The sequence below is a fragment of the Nostoc sp. genome (assembly GCF_036917615.1).
Classification (GTDB): Bacteria; Cyanobacteriota; Cyanobacteriia; order Cyanobacteriales; family Nostocaceae; genus Nostoc.
Map to the genome: position 1 here is coordinate 35,887 of NZ_JBALCZ010000070.1, position 20,615 is coordinate 56,501.

The 20,615-nt window shown below is 43.0% G+C and carries 18 protein-coding genes; 9 read left to right on the forward strand and 9 right to left on the reverse strand.

Annotation, left to right across the window (positions count from 1 at the left end; genetic code table 11):
• The first annotated feature begins 1,023 nt into the window (after positions 1-1,023).
• From V7K85_RS25915 to trxA, 8 genes are all read left to right on the forward strand, one after another.
• Entirely contained in the window at positions 1,024-2,046 is a 1,023-nt protein-coding gene (locus V7K85_RS25915; protein ID WP_334817915.1) for a helix-turn-helix domain-containing protein, read from the forward strand.
• A gap of 376 nt (positions 2,047-2,422) precedes the next feature.
• A complete protein-coding gene (locus V7K85_RS25920) occupies positions 2,423-5,068 on the forward strand; it encodes a TonB-dependent siderophore receptor (protein WP_334817917.1) in 2,646 nt (881 codons plus the stop codon).
• 231 nt (positions 5,069-5,299) lie between these two features.
• Positions 5,300-5,446, forward strand: coding sequence for a hypothetical protein (locus tag V7K85_RS36680; protein WP_442940624.1), 147 nt, complete (start codon positions 5,300-5,302; stop codon positions 5,444-5,446).
• The gene (locus tag V7K85_RS25925; protein WP_442940625.1) at positions 5,422-5,844 is read left to right on the forward strand and encodes a hypothetical protein; all 423 of its coding nucleotides are present in this window, start codon (positions 5,422-5,424) and stop codon (positions 5,842-5,844) included. Before V7K85_RS36680 ends, V7K85_RS25925 begins: the two co-directional genes overlap by 25 nt.
• A 100-nt stretch (positions 5,845-5,944) precedes the next feature.
• Positions 5,945-7,198 carry an exonuclease SbcCD subunit D gene (locus tag V7K85_RS25930; protein ID WP_334817919.1) on the forward strand — a complete coding sequence of 418 codons (1,254 nt, stop codon included), beginning with the start codon at positions 5,945-5,947 and terminating at the stop codon, positions 7,196-7,198.
• Positions 7,199-7,811: 613 nt separating this feature from the next.
• A complete protein-coding gene (locus V7K85_RS25935; protein ID WP_334817921.1) occupies positions 7,812-8,342 on the forward strand; it encodes a YdcF family protein in 531 nt (176 codons plus the stop codon).
• A gap of 485 nt (positions 8,343-8,827) precedes the next feature.
• Complete coding sequence (locus V7K85_RS25940) at positions 8,828-9,991, forward strand: GuaB3 family IMP dehydrogenase-related protein (protein WP_334817923.1); 1,164 nt, start codon at positions 8,828-8,830, stop codon at positions 9,989-9,991.
• Positions 9,992-10,347: 356 nt separating this feature from the next.
• Positions 10,348-10,671, forward strand: a complete 324-nt coding sequence (trxA, locus tag V7K85_RS25945; RefSeq protein WP_069070846.1) for a thioredoxin — start codon at positions 10,348-10,350, stop codon at positions 10,669-10,671.
• A gap of 148 nt (positions 10,672-10,819) precedes the next feature.
• Here trxA and V7K85_RS25950 read toward each other — a convergent pair whose 3' ends face one another.
• The gene (locus V7K85_RS25950) at positions 10,820-11,413 is read right to left on the reverse strand and encodes a MarC family protein (protein WP_334817926.1); all 594 of its coding nucleotides are present in this window, start codon (positions 11,411-11,413) and stop codon (positions 10,820-10,822) included.
• Between the two features lie 210 nt (positions 11,414-11,623).
• Between V7K85_RS25950 and V7K85_RS25955 the strand changes: the two genes are divergently transcribed.
• Positions 11,624-12,436, forward strand: a complete 813-nt coding sequence (locus V7K85_RS25955; RefSeq protein WP_334817928.1) for a carbon-nitrogen hydrolase family protein — start codon at positions 11,624-11,626, stop codon at positions 12,434-12,436.
• 175 nt (positions 12,437-12,611) lie between these two features.
• On the opposite strand, the gene fba is transcribed toward V7K85_RS25955, so the two are convergent.
• The 8 genes from fba to V7K85_RS25995 form a co-directional block, all read right to left on the reverse strand.
• Positions 12,612-13,691, reverse strand: coding sequence for a class II fructose-bisphosphate aldolase (fba, locus tag V7K85_RS25960; RefSeq protein ID WP_229500223.1), 1,080 nt, complete (start codon positions 13,689-13,691; stop codon positions 12,612-12,614).
• Between the two features lie 487 nt (positions 13,692-14,178).
• The gene (locus V7K85_RS25965; RefSeq protein ID WP_334817932.1) at positions 14,179-15,696 is read right to left on the reverse strand and encodes a metallophosphoesterase; all 1,518 of its coding nucleotides are present in this window, start codon (positions 15,694-15,696) and stop codon (positions 14,179-14,181) included.
• A gap of 132 nt (positions 15,697-15,828) precedes the next feature.
• Entirely contained in the window at positions 15,829-15,987 is a 159-nt protein-coding gene (locus V7K85_RS25970; protein ID WP_334817935.1) for a hypothetical protein, read from the reverse strand.
• Between the two features lie 85 nt (positions 15,988-16,072).
• Positions 16,073-16,621, reverse strand: coding sequence for a hypothetical protein (locus V7K85_RS25975; RefSeq protein WP_334817937.1), 549 nt, complete (start codon positions 16,619-16,621; stop codon positions 16,073-16,075).
• 173 nt (positions 16,622-16,794) lie between these two features.
• On the reverse strand, positions 16,795-16,929 hold the full coding sequence (locus tag V7K85_RS25980; protein ID WP_334817939.1) for a hypothetical protein: 135 nt from the start codon (positions 16,927-16,929) through the stop codon (positions 16,795-16,797).
• A 191-nt stretch (positions 16,930-17,120) separates the two neighbouring features.
• A complete protein-coding gene (locus tag V7K85_RS25985; RefSeq protein ID WP_334817941.1) occupies positions 17,121-17,693 on the reverse strand; it encodes a hypothetical protein in 573 nt (190 codons plus the stop codon).
• Between the two features lie 250 nt (positions 17,694-17,943).
• A complete protein-coding gene (locus V7K85_RS25990; protein WP_334817943.1) occupies positions 17,944-19,584 on the reverse strand; it encodes a tetratricopeptide repeat protein in 1,641 nt (546 codons plus the stop codon).
• Positions 19,524-20,363 (reverse strand): RNA polymerase sigma factor, encoded by an 840-nt coding sequence (locus tag V7K85_RS25995; protein WP_334817944.1) that lies wholly within the window; start codon positions 20,361-20,363, stop codon positions 19,524-19,526. Before V7K85_RS25995 ends, V7K85_RS25990 begins: the two co-directional genes overlap by 61 nt.
• Between the last annotated feature and the right edge of the window lie 252 nt (positions 20,364-20,615).

The window sequence follows — 20,615 nt, forward strand, 5'->3', positions numbered from 1 at the left end:
AATTTAGGCAAGCAATTACAAACTGCTTAAATCATAAGTGTTTCGGCTTTTCAAGCGTGCCATTCGTAACAGATGCAGATAGCTGGCATTGCTCCCTTGACGATCGCAGATGTATGTAATGCTCACTGATAGGCTGCACCAGGCAATTCATCAGCTACGGGACGGCAGGAGTAACCCAAGCCAAGCAGTTGTTGGGGTGAAAGATTGCAGGAGACAGCGAATGTACTGCTGGTTGTAGTTTGACAAGCATAGCAAGGAGATTTGAGAAAGCTCCTGTTAACTTGCTACTGTGTTGTGATCACAATTAGCTTTTATCGGTTAGTCATAAGGACAAAAACCTGTTTTCTGTCAACTTTCCTTGTAAAAAACTGATAATTGTTTGCAATAGGTTACCTACTTACTGTAAGTTTATTCTCAATTGGATGATTAAACTTTCAGTAACTAGCAGTTATTTGCTGGTTTATTGAGAGTTAATGGGAGGTAGAGAATAAGTGTAGGGGTGGCAAATGGTGTTAAGGCAAATATTGAATATTCTCCTGGTTACAGACTCTATTTGGTTCGGCGTTGCAATAACAACGGCTATTGAAGTAGACTCTCAAGAATTTGGTGGGAGTTTTTGGGCAAGTTAGGGCAGAAGGGTGATGGGATGAAGAGGGGGACGATTATGCTGAGTCCTTGGACACGCAGGTGCGCGATCGCATCCTCAATTCCTTTGTCTCTTCCGAGAAGTATTGAGTTGTTAGGAATCTAGCTTGTGTGGGGTCAAGAAACAAACAATAATTAATCTCAATAAATTTTGGTTTAATTAATCACTACCATCTACTATGACTTTTACCATTACAGCACCGGAAGAAGGGAACAGAAGTTGAAAGCTAAGGAAATTTTGCTTTCGCGTCTGGAGAATCCGCCAACATTGGTGGAATTGGCTCAAATGTTAGGAGTAAGCGATCGCTGCTTTGACTAAAAACAAAGTCGCCATTCTGCAAGATACTAAAGATACTTGTGGTTGAGCAGTCAAAGGCTATGGAGACAATTACATCAGCACAATACCATCAACAGCATCTTGAAAACCGCAAGGGTTATGAAGTTGCCTACAACACTGAAGGTTATGATCGCATTGTCAAATATAGCGATCGCTATGTTACAGGCAGTTATCGAGAAGTTCAACTGCGACACGGAGTCCATCTGCTGCTGTATGATGGCACATGGCTCAGAGACTTAAGTGTAGAAAGCTCGTTTGATACTCATCAATGGCTTGTAGCAAGGTTTCACCTGGCAGGAAGTAGTAGGATACTGATTTCTAGAAATCGAGATAAATCCTTCAAAGCTGATTATATACATCAAACAGGTAAAAACTATTTATTTTATTTGTCAGATATTAAACAAATTGACGAAGTGGCAGTAGGTACAGAACTGACAATTCTAATTCTTTTCAACTTCGATTTCTTCAGGTCATTTTCTACAGGTTCAGAAGTTCTACCCAACCCATTACAAGCACTGCTAGAATCTGACACTCTGCCTTTATTCCATCGTCAAGTTGGTCAAATCACCTACCAAATGCATCTAGCCTTACAGCAGATTTTGCATTCTCCCCATCAAGGGATGATGAAGCGGATGTATTTAGAAAGCAAAGTCATCGAACTTCTATCGTGGCAATTGACTCAGTTTATCGAAACGGAACAGGGACAGTATCCAGTTACTAGTCTCAAGCCTGTTGATGTAGAAAGGATTTACCAGGCTAAGGAAATTTTAATTCAAAATCAGATCCAGCCACCTTCACTGATTGACTTAGCACAACAAGTCGGGCTACATCATATGAAGCTCAAGCTTGGCTTTCGTGAGATTTTTGGCACAACTGCATTTGCCTGTTTGCGGGATTACCGTTTGGAACAAGCAAAGCAGTTTTTACAAGAGGGCAAAATGAATGTGGAAGAAGTGGCAAATGTGGTTGGTTACTCACATCTAGGTCATTTTAGAAACGCTTTTAAGCGCAAGTTTGGCATTACCCCTAGTGCTTGTCGAGTAGGCAAGATTGTTATGGAATGATCATGTAAAAGGGACTAAGGATTAGGAATAAGAGTGAAAAAATTAACGTCAGTGCGATGAATCTCACTCTCCTACAAGACTACGGTGTACACACAAGTCTAGAATAATTTACACATCTGGGTTTAAGGGTAGGTTTTACCTCACCCTAACCCTCCCCGATATATTGGGGAGGGAACTAGATTTTCGGTTTCCCGCCTTTAGAAGGGGGGATTAAGGGGAGTAAAAATTAATACTACGCTCTTGCCGCGACCAGTTAAAACTCGTCCTTTATGGCCTAATTTTTGTCCTCTATGGCCTAGATTTGTTGTGCTATAAATGTGTAATCTCCTTACAATAGTTGCAAATCATTTTTAATAAAAATTTGGACTAAATTTCTGTGAGGAGCAATATCTTGCAACGACTTTGGCGATTTTTTATTTTTAATCTAGGGATTGGGATTTTCGCCCCCCTATTACTGACTCAAGCAGCCTTGGCTAAATCAAAAGGGAGTCAAATCATCACTGAAATACCTACAGTCGCTGATTCACAACCTCTCTCAACCACTGCAAAAAACTTGTTATCTCAAAATACAGACAATGATTTAGTGGTGAAAATCACTCAAGTTAAGGTGAACACCACAAATAAAGGAATTGAGGTAATTTTAGAAACAACTGCATCGGAAAAACTGCAAATAGATATCAAGAGTCAAGGTAATAACTTTATTGCAGAGATTAAAAATGCTCAATTGTTTCTACCATCAGGTAACAAATTTAGCCAACAGCAACCAGTGCAGGGAATCACTACTGTAACTACCACTAACTTTGATGCCAATACTATCCGGCTGACAGTAACGGGTGAGGCGGGTTTGCCAGTTGTGGAGTTGTATGATAGCCCGAAGGAAGGTTTGGTTTTTGGTGTTGCGAGTACGGCAGCTTCTGGGCAACTTGGGCAACAACCACCTTCACAACAGCCGGAACCTCAACAGCCACCAAACCAAACTCAGCCAGAACAACCATCGGCAGAGAATGATGAACCAATTGAGTTGGTAGTAACAGGGGAGCAAGATGGGTATCGCGTACCCAATGCTTCCGCCGGCACTAGAACCGATATGCCCCTGCGTGACATTCCCCAATCGATTCAGGTAATTCCTCAAGAGGTTCTGCGGGATCAAAATGTTACCAATACTGCTGAGGCGCTCAAAAACATCACTGGTTTGACTCTGAGCGGTGCCGGTGGTGCCAATACTGGTACTGTAGATGTCCAATTTAAGACTCGAGGGTTTGATGGCAATGCGATCAGGAATGGGTTGCCAACTGGATTTGCGGCTAATTCGCTTGAAGTATCGAATATTGAGCGAATTGAATTGCTCAAAGGTCCAGCTTCAGTTCTGTTTGGTCAGGGTAGTCCAGGTGGGACGCTAAATATCATTACCAAACAGCCTCTGCGCGACCCTTTTTATGCAATTGAAGCAACTGTTGGCAGTGATGACTTGTACCGGAGTGCTGTGGATCTGTCTGGACCACTGAATAACTCAAAGACAGTATTATATCGACTAAATACGTCTTACCTAGATAGAGACGGAACCACTGATTTTTTCAACAAGAAAGTGTTTTTTATTGCGCCTGTCCTGCGTTGGGACATTAGTGAAAAAACCAACTTGACTCTAGAGGCAGATTACACTGACTTAAAAACTGAAGCTAACCCACGGGGTTTACCCGCCTTTGGTACTGTCCTTCCCAACCCCAATGGTAAAATACCGCTTAATCGCTACATTGGTGAACCTGACAATAATGAAGAAGGGAGGACGGGTAGAGTAGGATACAGGCTGGAACATAAGTTGAGCGACAACTGGTCATTCCGAAACGCCTTCAATGCAGGGTTCAGTCGATACGGTTTTGATAAAGTTGCCTTTCCTGTCGGTCTTGAGGACGACAAGCGAACCCTGGATCGTATTGGTATTTTGGACCAAAAAGAGTATTCCAATTCTTATAACTTGACAACAGATGTGATTGGTAAATTCTCTACTGGCTCGGTTCAGCATCAATTACTATTCGGAGTCGATCTAAGTCGAACCGACACCATTGAATCGAGCGGTGGTTATGGCACTGCGCCATCCCTCAACCTGTTTAATCCGGTGTATGGTCAGCCGTTTGGTCCTGTCACTGATAAATATAAGTATTCCGGTTCGACCGATACACTAGGTGTTTATGTTCAGGATCAGGTCAACTTGACTAATAATCTGAAGTTGCTGCTAGGTGGACGGTTTGACACCTCCAGCTCCACAAGTAGAGATAAGTTAGCCAACACAGAAAGCAGCGATTCGAGTGATGCCTTCACTCCTCGTTTTGGCATCGTCTATCAGCCCATAGAGCCGATTTCACTGTATGCCAGTTACAGCCGCTCCTTTACCCCAAACAGTGGAGTGGATTTTTTTGGCAATCTGTTTCAACCCCAACGTGGTACTCAGTATGAAGTGGGCATCAAGGCAGATATTAGCAGCAAACTATCGGCAACCCTTGCCTTTTTCGACCTGACCAAGTCCAATATTCTCACGGACGATCCAGATCATTTTAACTTTCAGATCCAAATTGGCGAACAGCGCAGCCGGGGGATTGAACTGGGCCTGTCCGGCGAAATCTTGCCGGGATGGAAAGTCTTTGGTGGCTATGCCTACACCAATGCTCAGATTACAAACGACAACCGTACCTCTACAGTCGTCGGGAACCGATTAAACAATACGCCGGAGAATGCCTTTAACCTGTGGACAACCTATGAAATTCAAAAAGGTGCTTTGCAAGGGTTGGGGTTTGGCGTGGGCTTTTTCTTTGTCAGCGACAGGCAAGGCGATTTGGCAAATACCTTTAAATTGCCCAGCTATTTCACAACCGATGCTGCCATCTTCTACAAACGAAGACAGTTACGCACACAGCTCAACTTCAAAAATCTATTTGATGTGGACTACTTTGACACTGCCCTTAATGACCTGCGTGTTTTTCCGGGTGAGCCGTTCACCGTACAGGGTACAATTTCTTGGGAGTTCTGAGCTTCCCTCGCTCTGAGTAGTGTCTAGATGCTTTTAGGGCGAGTCAACAGACATCGCCACAAGCCAAATAGATCAAGTATCTCTCACTAACACAAATAGTAAATATCCAATTCCGACGGCATTTTCCCCTAATGACTGTAAAATTATTGCTAATTACTGGCATTAAGACTATTGGTCGCCGACCATGACTATTACCATGACAGCGGCAGCACAAGGAAACAGAAGCAGCAAATGAACAACCTGCAAAACCCAGAGCCGGATGAATTTATTTATCAAGTGTCTAGAACCGCTATCCAAGGAGTGGCGCAGCAAATCGTCAACTGTCCCTACCAAGGGATGACAAAGCGGAGTATTTGCAGGCAAAGATCCAAGAATTAATGGCGTTGCAACTTGCTCCGATTCTGGCACAGCAAGATGGATTGCAACCATCTCCACGCCTCAAGGCTCAAACCATTGCCCGTATTCATCATGCCAGGGAAATTTTGCTTTCCCGTCTGGAGAATCCGCCAACATTGGTGGAATTAGTGCAGATGGTAGGGGTGAGCGATGCCTGCGGCGGGCTACGCCTACGCACTCTGCGTTATGGGTTTCGAGAATTATTTGACACAACGGTATTTGGCTATCTTACCAATAAACGGATAGAGAAAGCAGAGTTAATGAGAGTAACAAAAACTAAACTCAGGAGCATTTACTTTCTGGCGAAACCAGAAGATGCCTTAATGGTTCGCTTTAAGCTTCCCCAAGAAATTAATGACCAATCCTTGATTTTTTGCTGAATTGCAGGATTTATGCGGTTACTCATCGGCTTTTGATTATTAGGAGTTAATCAAAACAGGTATTTGTCATTAATATGTAGACAAAGAACAAAGGACAAATATGATTAAAATCCTCCATCTCTCTGACATCCACATGGGAAGTGGCTTCTCCCACGGACGAATTAATCCCGCAACTGGATTGAATACACGGTTGGAAGATTTTGTCAATACCCTGTCTAAATGTATTGACCGAGCGCTGACAGATGCTGTTGATATGGTGATATTTGGTGGCGATGCTTTTCCAGATGCTACACCACCGCCCTATGTACAACAAGCTTTTGCCAGCCAGTTTCGCCGTCTCGTGGATGGTAATATTCCGACAGTGCTGTTGGTGGGAAACCACGACCAACATTCCCAAGGACAGGGAGGAGCGAGTTTAAATATTTACCGGACTTTGGGAGTACCAGGATTTGTAGTAGGTGATACATTAACTACTCACTGCATCGAAACCCGCAATGGCAAAGTGCAAGTAATTACCCTCCCTTGGCTAACCCGTTCCACTCTGATGACTCGCCAAGAGACTGAAGGTTTGTCTTTGGCAGAAGTCAACCAACTGTTAACGGAACGTCTGCGAGTTGTCTTGGAAGGAGAAATTCGCCGTCTTGACCCCGATGTGCCAACTGTCCTTCTGGCTCACTTGATGTCTGACAATGCTACCTTAGGCGCAGAACGCTTTTTGGCGGTGGGTAAAGGCTTTACTCTACCTCTATCTTTGCTGACGCGACCTTGTTTTGATTATGTAGCGTTGGGACACGTCCACCGCCATCAAAATCTAAATAAATCCAACAACCCGCCTGTGATTTATCCAGGAAGTATTGAGCGGGTAGATTTTAGTGAAGAAAAAGAAGATAAAGGCTATGTAATGCTGGAACTAGAGCGGGGAAGCGCTAAGTGGGAATTTTGTCCCTTAATAGTTCGGACTTTCTGCACTATTGAAGTGGATGTCTCGAAAGCAGATGATCCCCAGGCGGTATTAATGAAAGCGATCGCTAAATATGATATTCAAGATACTGTAGTGCGGCTAATTTACAAACTTCGCTCCGAACAGATGGATTTAATTGAGAGTTCCTCTCTACATACTGCTTTAAGTCTCGCTCATACCTACACCATTCAAGCAGAATTAGTGAGTCAATTAGCCAGGCCCCGGATTCCGGAATTGAGTGCGAGTAGCAGCATCGACCCAATGCAAGCGTTGAATACTTACTTGAACAACCGCGAAGACCTCAAAGACATAGCAGCATCAATGCTGGAGGCTGCACAGAAGTTATTAGCAGATGATGTGGAAGTCTGGCTGGAAGCAGCAACTAGTGAGTAGAATAGATGCTAATTATATTTTCATTTTCTAAGGGTAATGTCTCCTAACAAAGTTGTTTTTAGTTAGGGAGTTCTAAGTAAAAAAATATCTAACTATTTCTTGTGGGATGGAGAGAAGTCTATGCGCCTACTTCTAGCACTTAGAACTTTGGAGGGTCTCGCAATTGGTGTCAAGTTAAAGCATCAGCCCAGAATGTCAAGAGACCTGGCGGCGTTGTGTCAGTGTCGTTGACGAACAGCTTTAAGGAAGCCCATAGAGCGCTGATGCTCGACCAGCCAAGGAATGAGTTGTAACTCTGGGTTTTGCAACAGTGGGCGGTTAAAAAAATACAATGTACCACTAAATGGGGTTTTTCAACAAGCTGCTACAACCCTTTGATGGATTGTCCGATACAGGTTAGGATAATCCATCAATTAGAGGAACAACTTCAAGCACGCTTAATCGCGCTGTAACATGAAAACCATTCAAATATAAATTTGGGCAGATTTTTGAGGAGTTTGCTACTCTACAGATCAATTGTCGTTTTTTTATAGCCAGAGAAAATTAGGGACTCAGTAAATAAAGTTATCCAGCCTTGAATAAGCTACTCTTTACAGGTAAATCTTTTCGTTTTATGGCTTTTGTCCTACCCTTAATCATCTGGTGGGGATATAAAGAAGTACAAAACCAATTTGTACAGCCGCAAGCAGTTGTAGTGTTAGGTGGTTCAACGAGACATTTAGAGCGAGAGAAGTTTACAGCAAAATTTGTTCGTGAGCATCCAAATATACCAATTTGGATTACTGGGGGTAGTCCACCTAGATTTACACAACGATTGTTTACCAAAGCTGGTGTTGATCCCAAACGTTTACACTTGGACTATGAAGCCGTAGATACAGTTACTAATTTTACTACGTTGGTGGATGATTTGCAAGCTCGCGGCATCAAGAGCGTTTATTTGATTACTTCAGACTTCCATATGCGGCGGGCTTGTGTCATCGGCGAAATTATTTTGGGTAGTCGGGGTATTTATTTAAAAGCAGTGCCAGTTCCTTCAGAAAAACCCCCTGAATCTATCAAAAAATCTATTCGCGATGGGGCTAGAGCAATACTTTGGTTAGCAACTGGTTACACTGGTGTGGATGCAGCTAAAAATAAACGGTAAATCAAACCAATTTTAGATTTTGGACTTCGGCTTCTCTACGAGACACTCTTGCCTTCGCTCAGTCGAACGATTTTGGATTTTGGAATTGAAAATCTTCAGATTCAGAAGGTTTATCGATTTGAAACAATACAAACTATTCCAATTTAGTATCATTTATGGGAATTTGCATAATTTTGACCTAACTCAATACAGGCAAATTAAGAGAACTAATGCCAATAATCTTGAGATTAACTCAGTAATAACAGACACATCAAAGTACAATTGTCGAAAAACTAGCACAACACTAAGGTTCAAACAACACAACATGCAAACCAATTAACAGTTTTTGCTCATTTGGTTGCTTGGTGAATACTTTGCGTCTACCAAAGTTTCGAGGAGCGGTTTGGATAACTCGAATTTCTCTGTGTCGTTCAAGGAAAAAAAACGCCCCAATTCCGTCCACAATTTGATACCCTAGCTTAAACAGATTTGAGAAAAGTTAAAGCGTGGAAATTCAACTTGGGCGGGGAAAAACAGCTCGCAGAGCTTACGGAATAGATGAAATTGCTCTAGCCCCCGGTAACAGAACACTAGACCCCAGTTTGGCAGATACTAAGTGGCATATTGGCAATATTGAGCGAGAAATCCCGATAATTGCCAGTGCGATGGATAGCGTAGTAGATGTTCGCCTAGCTGTACGTTTGTCACAGTTAGGAGCATTAGGTGTCCTCAATTTAGAGGGTATTCAAACTCGCTATGCTGACCCAGAGCCAATATTAGATCGGATTACCTCTGTGGGAAAAGATGAATTTGTTGCCCTGATGCAAGAACTCTATGCCGAACCAATAAAGCCAGAATTAATTGAACAACGTATTCAGGAAATTAAACAACAAGGTGGCATTGCGGCAGTGAGTGCAACTCCAGCCGGTGCAAGTAAATACGGTGAGGCGGTGGCAAAAGCTGGGGCAGATTTATTTTTTGTACAGGCTACGGTAGTTTCTACTGCACATCTGTCACCAGAGTCTTTAGTACCACTTGATTTAGCAGAATTTTGCCGTTCCATGCCCATCCCCGTGGTGTTGGGGAATTGCGTGACTTACGAAGTCACTTTGAATTTGTTGAAAGCTGGGGCGGCTGGGGTACTGGTGGGAATTGGGCCTGGTGCGGCTTGTACGTCCCGTGGCGTGTTGGGTGTGGGTGTGCCACAGGCGACTGCGATCGCTGATTGCGCTGCCGCACGAGATGATTACTACAACGAAACTGGCAACTATATCCCGATCATCGCTGATGGCGGTTTAATCACCGGTGGCGACATTTGTAAATGCATCGCCTGCGGTGCCGATGGGGTGATGATTGGTTCCCCCTTTGCCAGAGCCGCCGAAGCCCCAGGACGAGGTTATCATTGGGGTATGGCGACTCCCAGCCCAATCTTGCCTCGTGGCACCCGCATTCGCGTTGCCACCACTGGTAGCCTAGAGCAAATACTCATTGGGCCAGCAGGACTAGATGATGGCACTCACAATCTTTTAGGAGCCTTAAAGACGAGCATGGGCACCTTAGGAGCTAAAAATATTAAAGAAATGCAACAAGTGGAAGTTGTGATTGCGCCTTCTTTATTAACTGAAGGTAAAGTTTACCAAAAAGCTCAACAATTAGGTATGGGGAAATAAAGAGAATAGGGAGTAGGGAGATCATGGAGAGGAGGGAGATGGGGGAGATAGGGAAGAAATAATTAATGCCCAATCCCCAATGCCCACTCCCTAATTCTGGAATAAATTTTTCCAGCCCCCTAAACAATTGCTGGAAAAATCTGATATGTCGCCTACAATAGAGATAGCGGAGACGCATGTTTCCGTTCACTCCTCACACCACACTCCGCCCGGACTACTGTTCGGGCGGTTCCTTATGTTTGTAAATAAAATTAAGAGAGCTTCTTAGCAAATGTACATCCTCTACTCCCAAGCTGATGTTTTTGCTATGGTAGAATTTTCACCAAGTTCAGATATTATTGGCGAAGGTTTTAGGCATGTCAACAGCCGCACAAGTTACCGATTCTAGTTTCAAGCAAGAAGTACTCGACAGCGATGTACCAGTTTTAGTTGACTTTTGGGCACCCTGGTGCGGACCATGCCGTATGGTAGCTCCTGTTGTCGATGAAATCTCCGAACAGTACAAAGGTCAAATAAAGGTCGTAAAAGTCAATACAGATGAAAATCCTAATGTTGCTAGTCAGTACGGCATCCGCAGCATTCCCACATTAATGATTTTTAAGGGTGGACAAAAAGTTGATATGGTGGTCGGCGCTGTGCCTAAAACTACATTAGCTTCCACTCTCGAAAAGTATCTTTGAAACTCAATCGGCAATAAAATCCTCTTGAGTTATCCATGTTGTTGTAACTTTAGGTTAATTTTTATAAACAAGTTTGAGAGGCACGAATTTATCGTCTCTCAAACTTGTTTACATTTGTATACAGTTTCAAAATATTTTTAGGAGTTTTCTACCTCAAAAACAACTCCCTAATTCCCGCACTACCAATTTCTACCGCTAGCGCCGCCAACAGAAAACCCAAAAGCTGAGTTACAATCACTCCACCTTCTGCACCAATCCACTGGTCAATCAAATTTGCTAAACGCAAAATTAACCAAGTGACAAACATCGCCCCTAATATACCTACCACCACAGCAATATGCGGACTTTGTGATTTTGATATCAGCAACATCACCGTTGTCAAAGTTCCCGGCCCCGCTAGTAGTGGTAAAGCTAGTGGAGTAATTGCAACATCGCGTCCTTCCTCAATAATCGGCTGATCTAATTCTCCCCGCAGCATTTGCAAAGCAATTAACAGTAATAATAGTCCTCCTGCTACTCGCAAAGAGCCGATACTGATTTCCAAATAATTCAAAATTACTTGCCCAGCAAAAGCAAACAGCAAAAGAACTGCGATCGCAATGATAATTGCTTTATCTATAACTTTGTTTCTTTGATCTGGCATCATGCCCTTAGTCAAAACTAAAACAATTGGTATATTGCCCACAGCATCTGCTAGGACAAACACAGCGATAAATGTTTGAATGAGAATAGGAATATCCACAGCAGAGAGCTTTGATCAGGGTTTAATCACAACCTAATCTAAATCTTGCTCAGTTTGCTAGAACCCAAAGGAAGATTAAGATCAGCAATAAAACAAGTCTGTTAAAGAAAATCTTCGCTGATACATTTCTAATTAAGTTCCACAGATGTTGAAGTAGCGATATATTTTGATAATCTATCTTCCATAAATCAACTGTTCGTTGTTGAATCTATGAAGTCTTATTTAGCCGCCGCTATTCAATTGACCAGTGTGCCAGATTTACAAAAAAACTTGGCACAGGCAGAAGAATTAATAGAGCTTGCCGTGCGTCAAGGTGCTCAATTGGTAGGTTTGCCAGAAAACTTTTCTTATATGGGAGAAGAAAAAGACAAACTCGCCCAAGGCGATGCGATCGCTCTTGAAAGTGAAAAATTCCTTAAAAAAATGGCTCAACGTTTTCAAATTACGATTTTGGGCGGCAGCTTTCCAGTTCCGGTAGACAATACAGGCAAAGTTTATAACACCACTCTACTCATCGACCCAAACGGTCAAGAACTTGCCCGCTATTACAAAGTACACCTATTTGATGTTGATGTTCCCGACGGTAACACCTATCGTGAATCCAGCACGGTTGTAGCTGGTACGCAACTACCCCCCGTCTATTTCTCAGAAAAACTCGGTAATTTAGGACTTTCTATTTGTTATGATGTCCGCTTCCCTGAACTTTACCGTCATCTAGCAGATAAGGGAGCTGATATTATTTTTATTCCTGCCGCCTTTACCGCCTTTACTGGCAAAGACCATTGGCAAGTACTACTACAAGCCAGAGCCATCGAAAATACCGCCTACGTCATTGCTCCTGCCCAAACAGGCAATAACTACGCCCGCCGTCTAACCCACGGACACGCGGTGATTATCGACCCTTGGGGCGTAATTTTAGCCGATGCTGGAGAAAAGCCGGGAATTGCGATCGCAGAAATTAAGCCCACTAGGCTCGAACAAGTCCGCCGTCAAATGCCCTCTTTACAGCATCGGGTATTCTAATGGGACTGGGAACTGGGGGATAAAGAGGACAAAGAAAGAATTTTTCCAATGCCCAATGCCCATTACCTGGGAATAAAACAAAAAACCGGGTAACCACCCGGTTTATGCCAATACAAGAATCCTCAGTCTTTTAGGAGCATAGCAGCACTGTGCCCCGATTTATTTGTTGTCAAAATTAAACTTTAGCAGCTGCTTTAGTAATAACGTTGAGTTCACCCTTAGCATACTTAGCAGCAAAATCTTCCAAAGAAATTTGCTTAATCTTGCTTGCGTTGCCAGCTGTGCCAAATTGCTGATAGCGTTCAGCACAAACCTTCTGCATATATGTAATAGAAGGCTTCAGGAAGTGACGGGGGTCAAACTCCTCTGGTTTTTTAGCCAAAGCTTCACGTACAGCAGCAGTAATAGCCAAACGGTTATCGGTGTCAATGTTTACTTTACGTACACCGCTCTTGATGCCTTTTTGGATTTCTTCTACAGGTACGCCGTAGGTTTCAGGAATTGCACCACCATACTGGTTAATCAGTGCAAGCAAATCTTCCGGTACAGAGGAGGAACCATGCATTACCAAGTGGGTGTTGGGCAAACGGCGGTGAATTTCTTCAATGCGGCTGATTGCCAAAATTTCCCCAGTCGGCTTGCGGGTAAACTTGTAAGCACCGTGGCTTGTGCCAATGGCAACAGCCAAAGCATCTACTTGGGTTGCTTCTACGAAGTCAACAGCTTCATCAGGGTCAGTTAACAGTTGAGAGTGGTCGAGTGTACCCTCAAACCCGTGACCATCTTCAGCTTCACCAGCACCAGTTTCTAGAGAACCCAAACAACCGAGTTCACCTTCGACGCTGACGCCCAAAGCATGAGCTACATTTACGACTTCGCGAGTAACACTGACGTTGTACTCGAAACTGGCAGGAGTTTTAGCATCAGCTTCCAAAGAACCATCCATCATCACGCTGGTGAAGTTGTTCTTAATTGCTGAGTAGCAGGTAGCAGGCGCATTACCATGATCTTGGTGCATGACAATGGGAATGTGAGGATAGGTTTCTACCGCTGCCAAAATCAGGTGGCGGAGGAAGTTTTCTCCTGCATAATTACGAGCGCCGCGTGAAGCTTGCAAAATTACGGGGCTATCTGTCTCGACAGCAGCCTTCAGGATCGCCTGAATCTGCTCCAAATTGTTAACGTTGAAAGCTGGGATGCCGTAACCGTTTTCAGCTGCGTGATCCAACAGCAGCCGCAGTGGTACAAGCGCCATAGATAGTCCTCCTAATGTGGTTGTCAGCTAGTTGGTGTGAGAGAAGCGTAATTATTACGCTAAATCTTAAGAGTTTTTTCAACTTATAGGAAATTATAACTAGTGTGGTGTGTCTATGTTGAAAAACTTTACGCCATAGTTACTATAATATATGTTCTATATTTGCTGTCTACTACTGTACTATGCTCCATACTTGCTCTGTATTGCTGTACATTTAGTTACTCTACAGCTAGTAGCTCTAGTAGCCCAGTATCCAAAATGGTCATGTCAAAGCGATCGCTTGAACTTAAGGGTACTAATTTCTGATGCTCTGAGGCTGTTTTGCCCTGACTATTGCATTTGGGATTAGATTATGCATACGCCTACGGAATTAGTGAAATTTTACCATAAAGGGGCGATGCCGAATAGCCCGTCATAGACATCGCACTGACAATTAATAAAGTGTGTTAGCTAAATCTAACGCCCCCTACAATATCAAGCGATCGTATTACAGTACAAACTTCACAAAAAAGGGATGTCCACTCTTTTTGATTTCATTTAGTTTAACCCAATTGACTCCATTATTGGAAGTATAGAACTTAGCACCAGAACATTTATTACTGGATATACCCGTAGGACAAGAATAGGTCAAATTCAGAGGTTGACCATTTACCGAATAGGTTACGCTACCCTTTGTGCCGAATAACCCCGGATAATCTTGTATCCAGAACTCTCTTTGCTCTCCTGGTAGAATCTGCTTAGGAGGATTGATGACATAATAACCATCATTAGCTTTGGATTCAATTAAATCCAATTTAGAATTTCCATTGGTGTTGTCAATAATGACATAACAAGAAAAATCCATTGAAATAGAAGCAATTACTGAGTCTTGAGGAGCAGCATAAGGAATAACTTGATAGGAAGTATTCTGCTTAACTACCTGATAAACACTGGGTAGGCATTTATCTGTATAAACTACTGTGAAAGTAAATGTTTGTGAGGGAATATCAGGAGTTGAAGGACATTCAAAACCATTATTAGCATATCCAACCAAACCATTGGTGATGCCTAGTTTGGGTACATGGGTATGTCCTAAAACAATCAAGTCTGAGTCAGAGGTTAGAGCAGAGTGTTGGGCAAACCAAGGAATATAAGTGCCATCTAAATCGGCAATAGCCGATTTGACTGTGGCTAATATACCATTTTTACCTCCTCCCCAATCAGCAATCCACTGATTTTGCAAAAGACGGTATAATTCTTTTGCTTTTGCTATTGTTGTTGTTTGACCGTTAGGTAAGATAATCGGTTCCTTCTCTGGTATTTCAGTCACGTTTGTGATGTAGTCGAGAACTAAATCAACTAAGCCCATAGATCCAGAATCAATTGCGGATTGAATTGAGGAGACTAAACCTCCTAAATTCATCCCGTTAGGAGCGCCTTGACCTATCAAATCAGCGACAGTTTGTCCAGGTTTCAGGGTTTTATTTAACATATAAGCCACTGCGCGGGTAACGAAATAGCCTAGAGGTAATGGGCTAATTTCACTCTGGAGGTAGGGGGCATTAAACATTGTAAATATATGCCCGTGAGTAAAGGCAATCTTTTTTCCTCCCGCAGTCTGAATGTAATAAATTGGGTCTGGAGAATGTTTGATTTTGTAATTCGATGAATTGGGAATTTGATGCAAATCATTTTTAGTGACGTTCATGTCATGGTTGCCATTTACATAAGTCACATTTCCTTTCAAAGCCGTTAAAGCCTGACTTAACTTTCCATTAACTCCAAAAATATTGGGATTAGCCTTTAAAATAGCAGCAAATTCAGGAGGTTGATGATTGGGGGGATAAGTCCAAAAATCGAATATATCACCGAGTAAAATTAGCTCTTGAATGGAGTCAGCCTCACTAATTACATAGTCTAAAATAGCTGCTAAATATGGTTCGTGGAAGTTTTTTTGATACCAGCTTGTGGGATGATTTGTACTGATATGGATGTCACTTAAGCTAACAATTTTATTTTTTGACACGATTGATTTTTTCCTAAAAAATAAGAATTTCAAACTTACGTATGATTTTCGTCTACACTTATAAGACGATTGCCGATCCCAATTTAGGAATTTTTTGATTTACAGGTATTTTTTCTGTCCCAAAATCCACTCTCAACTCCCATAAACCTTTCGCAACTTATCTTTTAACTGCTTGGACTCAAAGCACTGCAATAACCTGCGATGCGATCGCTGTATCATTCTTAAACCCTGCCAACGGCGATCGCACTGACTGCAATTAAAAAGAGCATAGGCGTAGCCCGTTGTAGACATTGCATAGATACTTAAGAAGGTGCGTTAGCTTTCTTCGCAACGCACCCTAACAGACTAGGCGACTGTATTGGTATTAATCAGTTCTCTAGAAACGGCTAATACGATAGGTAAGTGTGTAGTCCCAGGTAGACCAGCCTGTACCGCTTGTTTTGGACATTTTCCAAGCTCGCTCTTCATGGGAGGGTCCTGTGGAGGAAATGTCTAATTCGGTAGTACCCAGTAAGTCATCTTTATCTAAACTAGCAAGAATGCCTCCTGCGGTTGTAGCTGCTGAAAGTACCGTTCCTGCAATAGCTCCTTGTGGACCTGTTGCTGCTATAGCACCTGAAATAGCACTACTAATCTTTTTAACTGTGTCACCGTACTTAGCCCAGTCTTTTCCAGCATCTTCGTCGTAAGCCTTTAGTCCGCCTTTGACGCTTTGTCCTTGTGGGATTTCGCCTTCAAATAAAACGGTTTGGTCTGCTTTGAAAGATTTGGTTTGCTTATCATTGATTTTAATCGGAGTTGTCAGAATTGCCTTGGTGGTTTGTCCTCCAACCAAACCACCGACGAGATAAAAATCATCAGCACCGGTTACATCTTCGGTATCTCGGCAATAAACGTTAACTAATTCGACTTTTACCTTTGTCATAAATTTCTTAGCCTCTTGTGTTTGGTGTTGTGTTCAGAAGGGCACTCTGTTAATAAGCATCTGAATGCCTTTTTTTGTTCTTCACATCTATAAGACGTTTCCAGTGGTCGATTTTGGAATTTTTCGAGTTAGAGGCGTTTTTTCTCTAAATAAATCCATTCGATAAAACCAACTCAAGAACGAGAACCCTTCTGCACCATCGCTTGCAACCGTTTCAAAGCCTCCTTAACTTCCCCACGAGCCGGATAAAACAACTGCAAATTCAAGGCACTTTGATAAGCCTTTATCGCCCCTAAAGTATTCTCCAACCCAAAACAGGAGCGATCGCACTTCTTTGGGTAAGATAAGCGATCGCTCTTTTTACATATTCTTCTTGTCGGGTGGCCCGAAAAGTCCGCCCATACTTAAGGGCGCTTGGTCGCCCACCTCACAAGATTGGATAATTTATTTCTTGGTAATCTCCAAGATCAAGCGATCGCACTAAAAGCCATAACCCTGCTTATTTGACTTCATAATACCAAATGATTGATCCGTCTTTTTGTTGGATGGAAGCACGACCTTGGAAAGGAGAAATATTGACTGCTTTATCATTTGAATCGTTCATGTTGTCCCAAACTTTTTTTGCTGGGCTATCTCCGTCTTGATTTATGTTTCCGAGTCCAATTCTTCTTCTGCCTATAGTAGGAAAGTTGGCTGTTAATTGGAGATTTTTACCAGGTTCAACTCTATAGTTAGATGCAAAGGAAAAATTATTAGTAATAGGATGACCGTCAAATTGTTGTCCGACTGCGCTATTTGACTCAACATCACCAAGAGGCCAGGTTGTAAATGAGTCATTGTAAACGCCTGCACGCTGAAGAGTCCTTCCAGTTTTGTTAGCCACCAGAATAGTATATTTCCTGTCAAATCTTATGTTCTTTGCTATCTCGTCGAAAGTTGTATTTCCATTAATCCTAATGCTGGGTATGGGTAGAGGCGAGGCAGAGGCAGCATGAGCATTACTATGAAAACTACCAAATGTAATGCTTACAGCCAACAACAAAGCAACAAAAATTCTAGTTAGAGATTTCATGGAGTTAATTTCTCTTGACTTGTACACTTTTAAGACGATCTCCAAAGTCAAATTCGGAATTTTTTGAGTTAGAGGCGTTTTTTTCTGATAATGGGACTAACAAATAAAAAAATATTCTTTTAGTAGGGTGCGTCAGTAGCAATAATCTTTTGATATTCATAGATCCTGTCTGACTGATGCACCCTACTAACCATAAATTTGGGATAATTTATTTTTTGGTTTTCCCTAAATTCATCCCATCAAACCAACCTCAAGCACGAGAACTTTTTGGCACCATAGCTTGCAACCGTTTCACAGCCGCCTCAACCTCTCTGCGACGAGGATAAAACAACTGCAAATTCAAAGCATTTCGATAAGCCTGCATCGCCCCCAAAGTATCCCCCAACCCCTCTAAGGCTCTCCCCTGCCAGTAATGAGCAGTAGAAAGGTCGAAATCCATCAGTTCTTTGGTTCGCTGACAAGCCTCTGTCCACCACTTCCGACTCGCTGCATCATCCCCTAGTACCTGATAACTCTCTCCTAGCCACACCGCAGCAGGTGCAGATTGCAGATAACCCCCCACTGCTGGTAATAACTGCCATCCTTGCTGTAGCGCTTCCACGGCTTCCTGGTGTTTGAGCGCTAAAGCCAACACCCGTCCATGACGAAACCAAGCATCAGGTAACTGGGGCTGTAGTTGCGTCCCTTGAAAAGAAACACTACACCCCAGTTCCATATCTTTAAAACTTTCCACCAGCACCCGTCCCGCCGTCGCCCAAACACTCCAGCGTTCAGGAAACCGCTCAAGCATTTCTTCCACTATCGCAGCAAGATTTGCCTTATTTCCCTCTTTTCTTACTCCCCTCTCCTGATCGGGTAGGGGGTGAGGTTCAACAGGCAATATCTCACACAACGCCCGATAGATTTCACAATCGTTGGGATACAAACCATAAGCTTTCAGTATCATCTCAGTCGCCGCCTGATATTCCCCTGTATGGAATAAGAACTGCCCATAGTAATACCAACCGCTAGGATGATTGGGGTGTTGCTCTGCAAACTCTGCTAACACCCCTACCCCTTGCGTCCAATCCCCCCGATAAAGGTGATAATACGCTAGTGATTTGTAAGCTTCATCTGCGTGAGGAGCCTGTCGCAGCAAAAAACCAATCAGCTTTTTAGTCTGCTTTCCCTCTTCACCGGATACCAATCTCATCCCGCAACGCTGATCTAACTGTCGTTGGAGTACTTGGAAATCATCGGGAGCTAGAGCGATCGCTTTACTTAACCTCTGCCTAGCTTCCTGAAAGTTTCCTACTGCCATCAGCATGTCATAGCTGTGAATTAAGGCCACAATATCCTCTGGGTTGAGTGACAAAACCCGTGAAAAGGCTCGTAAAGCCCCAATCGGATTTTCTCTGGCCTTGTGCACCTGTCCCAATGCCAGCCAGTGAACTATTTTGTCAGGTTCTAGGTCAGCCGCAGAATCAAAAGCGATGATTGCTTTTTGACTTTCACCTTTACAAACAGCAATCAATCCGTTTATATGGTGCTGAGTCCCTTGATTACAGGATAATGTTAAGGCACTCTCATATAGCTCTATAGCCTCTGCCTCTCGTTTCATCATCTGCAAGATTTTCCCCAGTTGCAGCCGCACATTCATCAATTGAGGCGATCGCTCAATAACTTGGCGATACTCTGCGATCGCCTGCTCCCAGCTTCCCATTCCGTACAGCAAATCAGCCAATTCTAATCGTTTTTTCCATCCTTGGGGATACTTCTGGATGTACTTACTTAATGTTTTTAACTTCTGATCTTGCCTAGTTGGCTTTTCGTCTAAAACCAGATGAACATTCATCTCCACCCCAGAAGACTGGGGGAACTGTACCAAGTATGTTGCAAGGTTTCCAGACATATAACAGTTACTTTGTAATTAATTTCTTCAATGCTTGTTGTTATCGGCACTTCCCAGTCAGATATCACCCTTTGATCAGATTTAGATTCCACCATCGGAACCACCCATTTGAATCGGGGTGGCAGGGAATCTAGGGGAGTGTCATCTTCCCCGGCCAGATATTTGCTTAACTGCTTTTGCAGAATAGTTCGCGCCTGTTGAACCCGTTTGTAAACGTTGTCTTCACAGAGGGCGAGTTGCTTGGCAATGTCTCTGTAAGACTTTTCTTGGCAGTAGCGAAGGATAAAAGGTTCGCGCAGTCTCGTGGGTAAGGACTCAATTTTATGGCAAAGGTATGTCCTCAGTTCATCACCAAACATCTCTGACTCAGGAGATTCAAGCCTGGAAGTAACTACTGCATGATCTCTAAATTGAATGTCCTCAACATTTTTGATCCTTTGTGCCTCTCGCTTACGTTCTCGATGTAGATCCATGCAGAGGTTGTGGATGAGTCGGCTCAACCAAGCCCTGGGCTTGGTGATTTTATTGTCATAGTCTGGCCATTGATTCCAGGCTTTGAGCATTGCCAGGCTGAACAAGTCTTCGGCATCATGACGATTACCTCCCATCCACTGTAAGCAGCGACTGTAAAGATAATCTCGATACTGCTCCCATAACTGCCAAAAGTAAGTGTAATCGCTCCCAGACAAACCCTGTAATCGTATTTGCTTTGCCGGTAAGTTCTTAGTTTCCAGACCTGCTAAGGAAATAAAAGCTTTTTGCTCAAAATTTGCCTGCATCTGTTACTTCCAGTTGAAAAGCTCAAATTCAGTTATTCACCTTCAGCCCAGACTTAAGTAACCGTAAAATCACTGAAATAGGCTAACAACTTAGTTAATTTCCCTTAATCTGTAATCTTTCTTTATCTTCAGCAAAAAGCGATCGCTGATCCGAAAATTTTTTATTCCCCAGAGCGATCGGATTCACAATTTTCTTGATAGCCATAGAGCTAGCCTCGACGACTTTTATCCTCAAAGACTTAGCAAGCATTT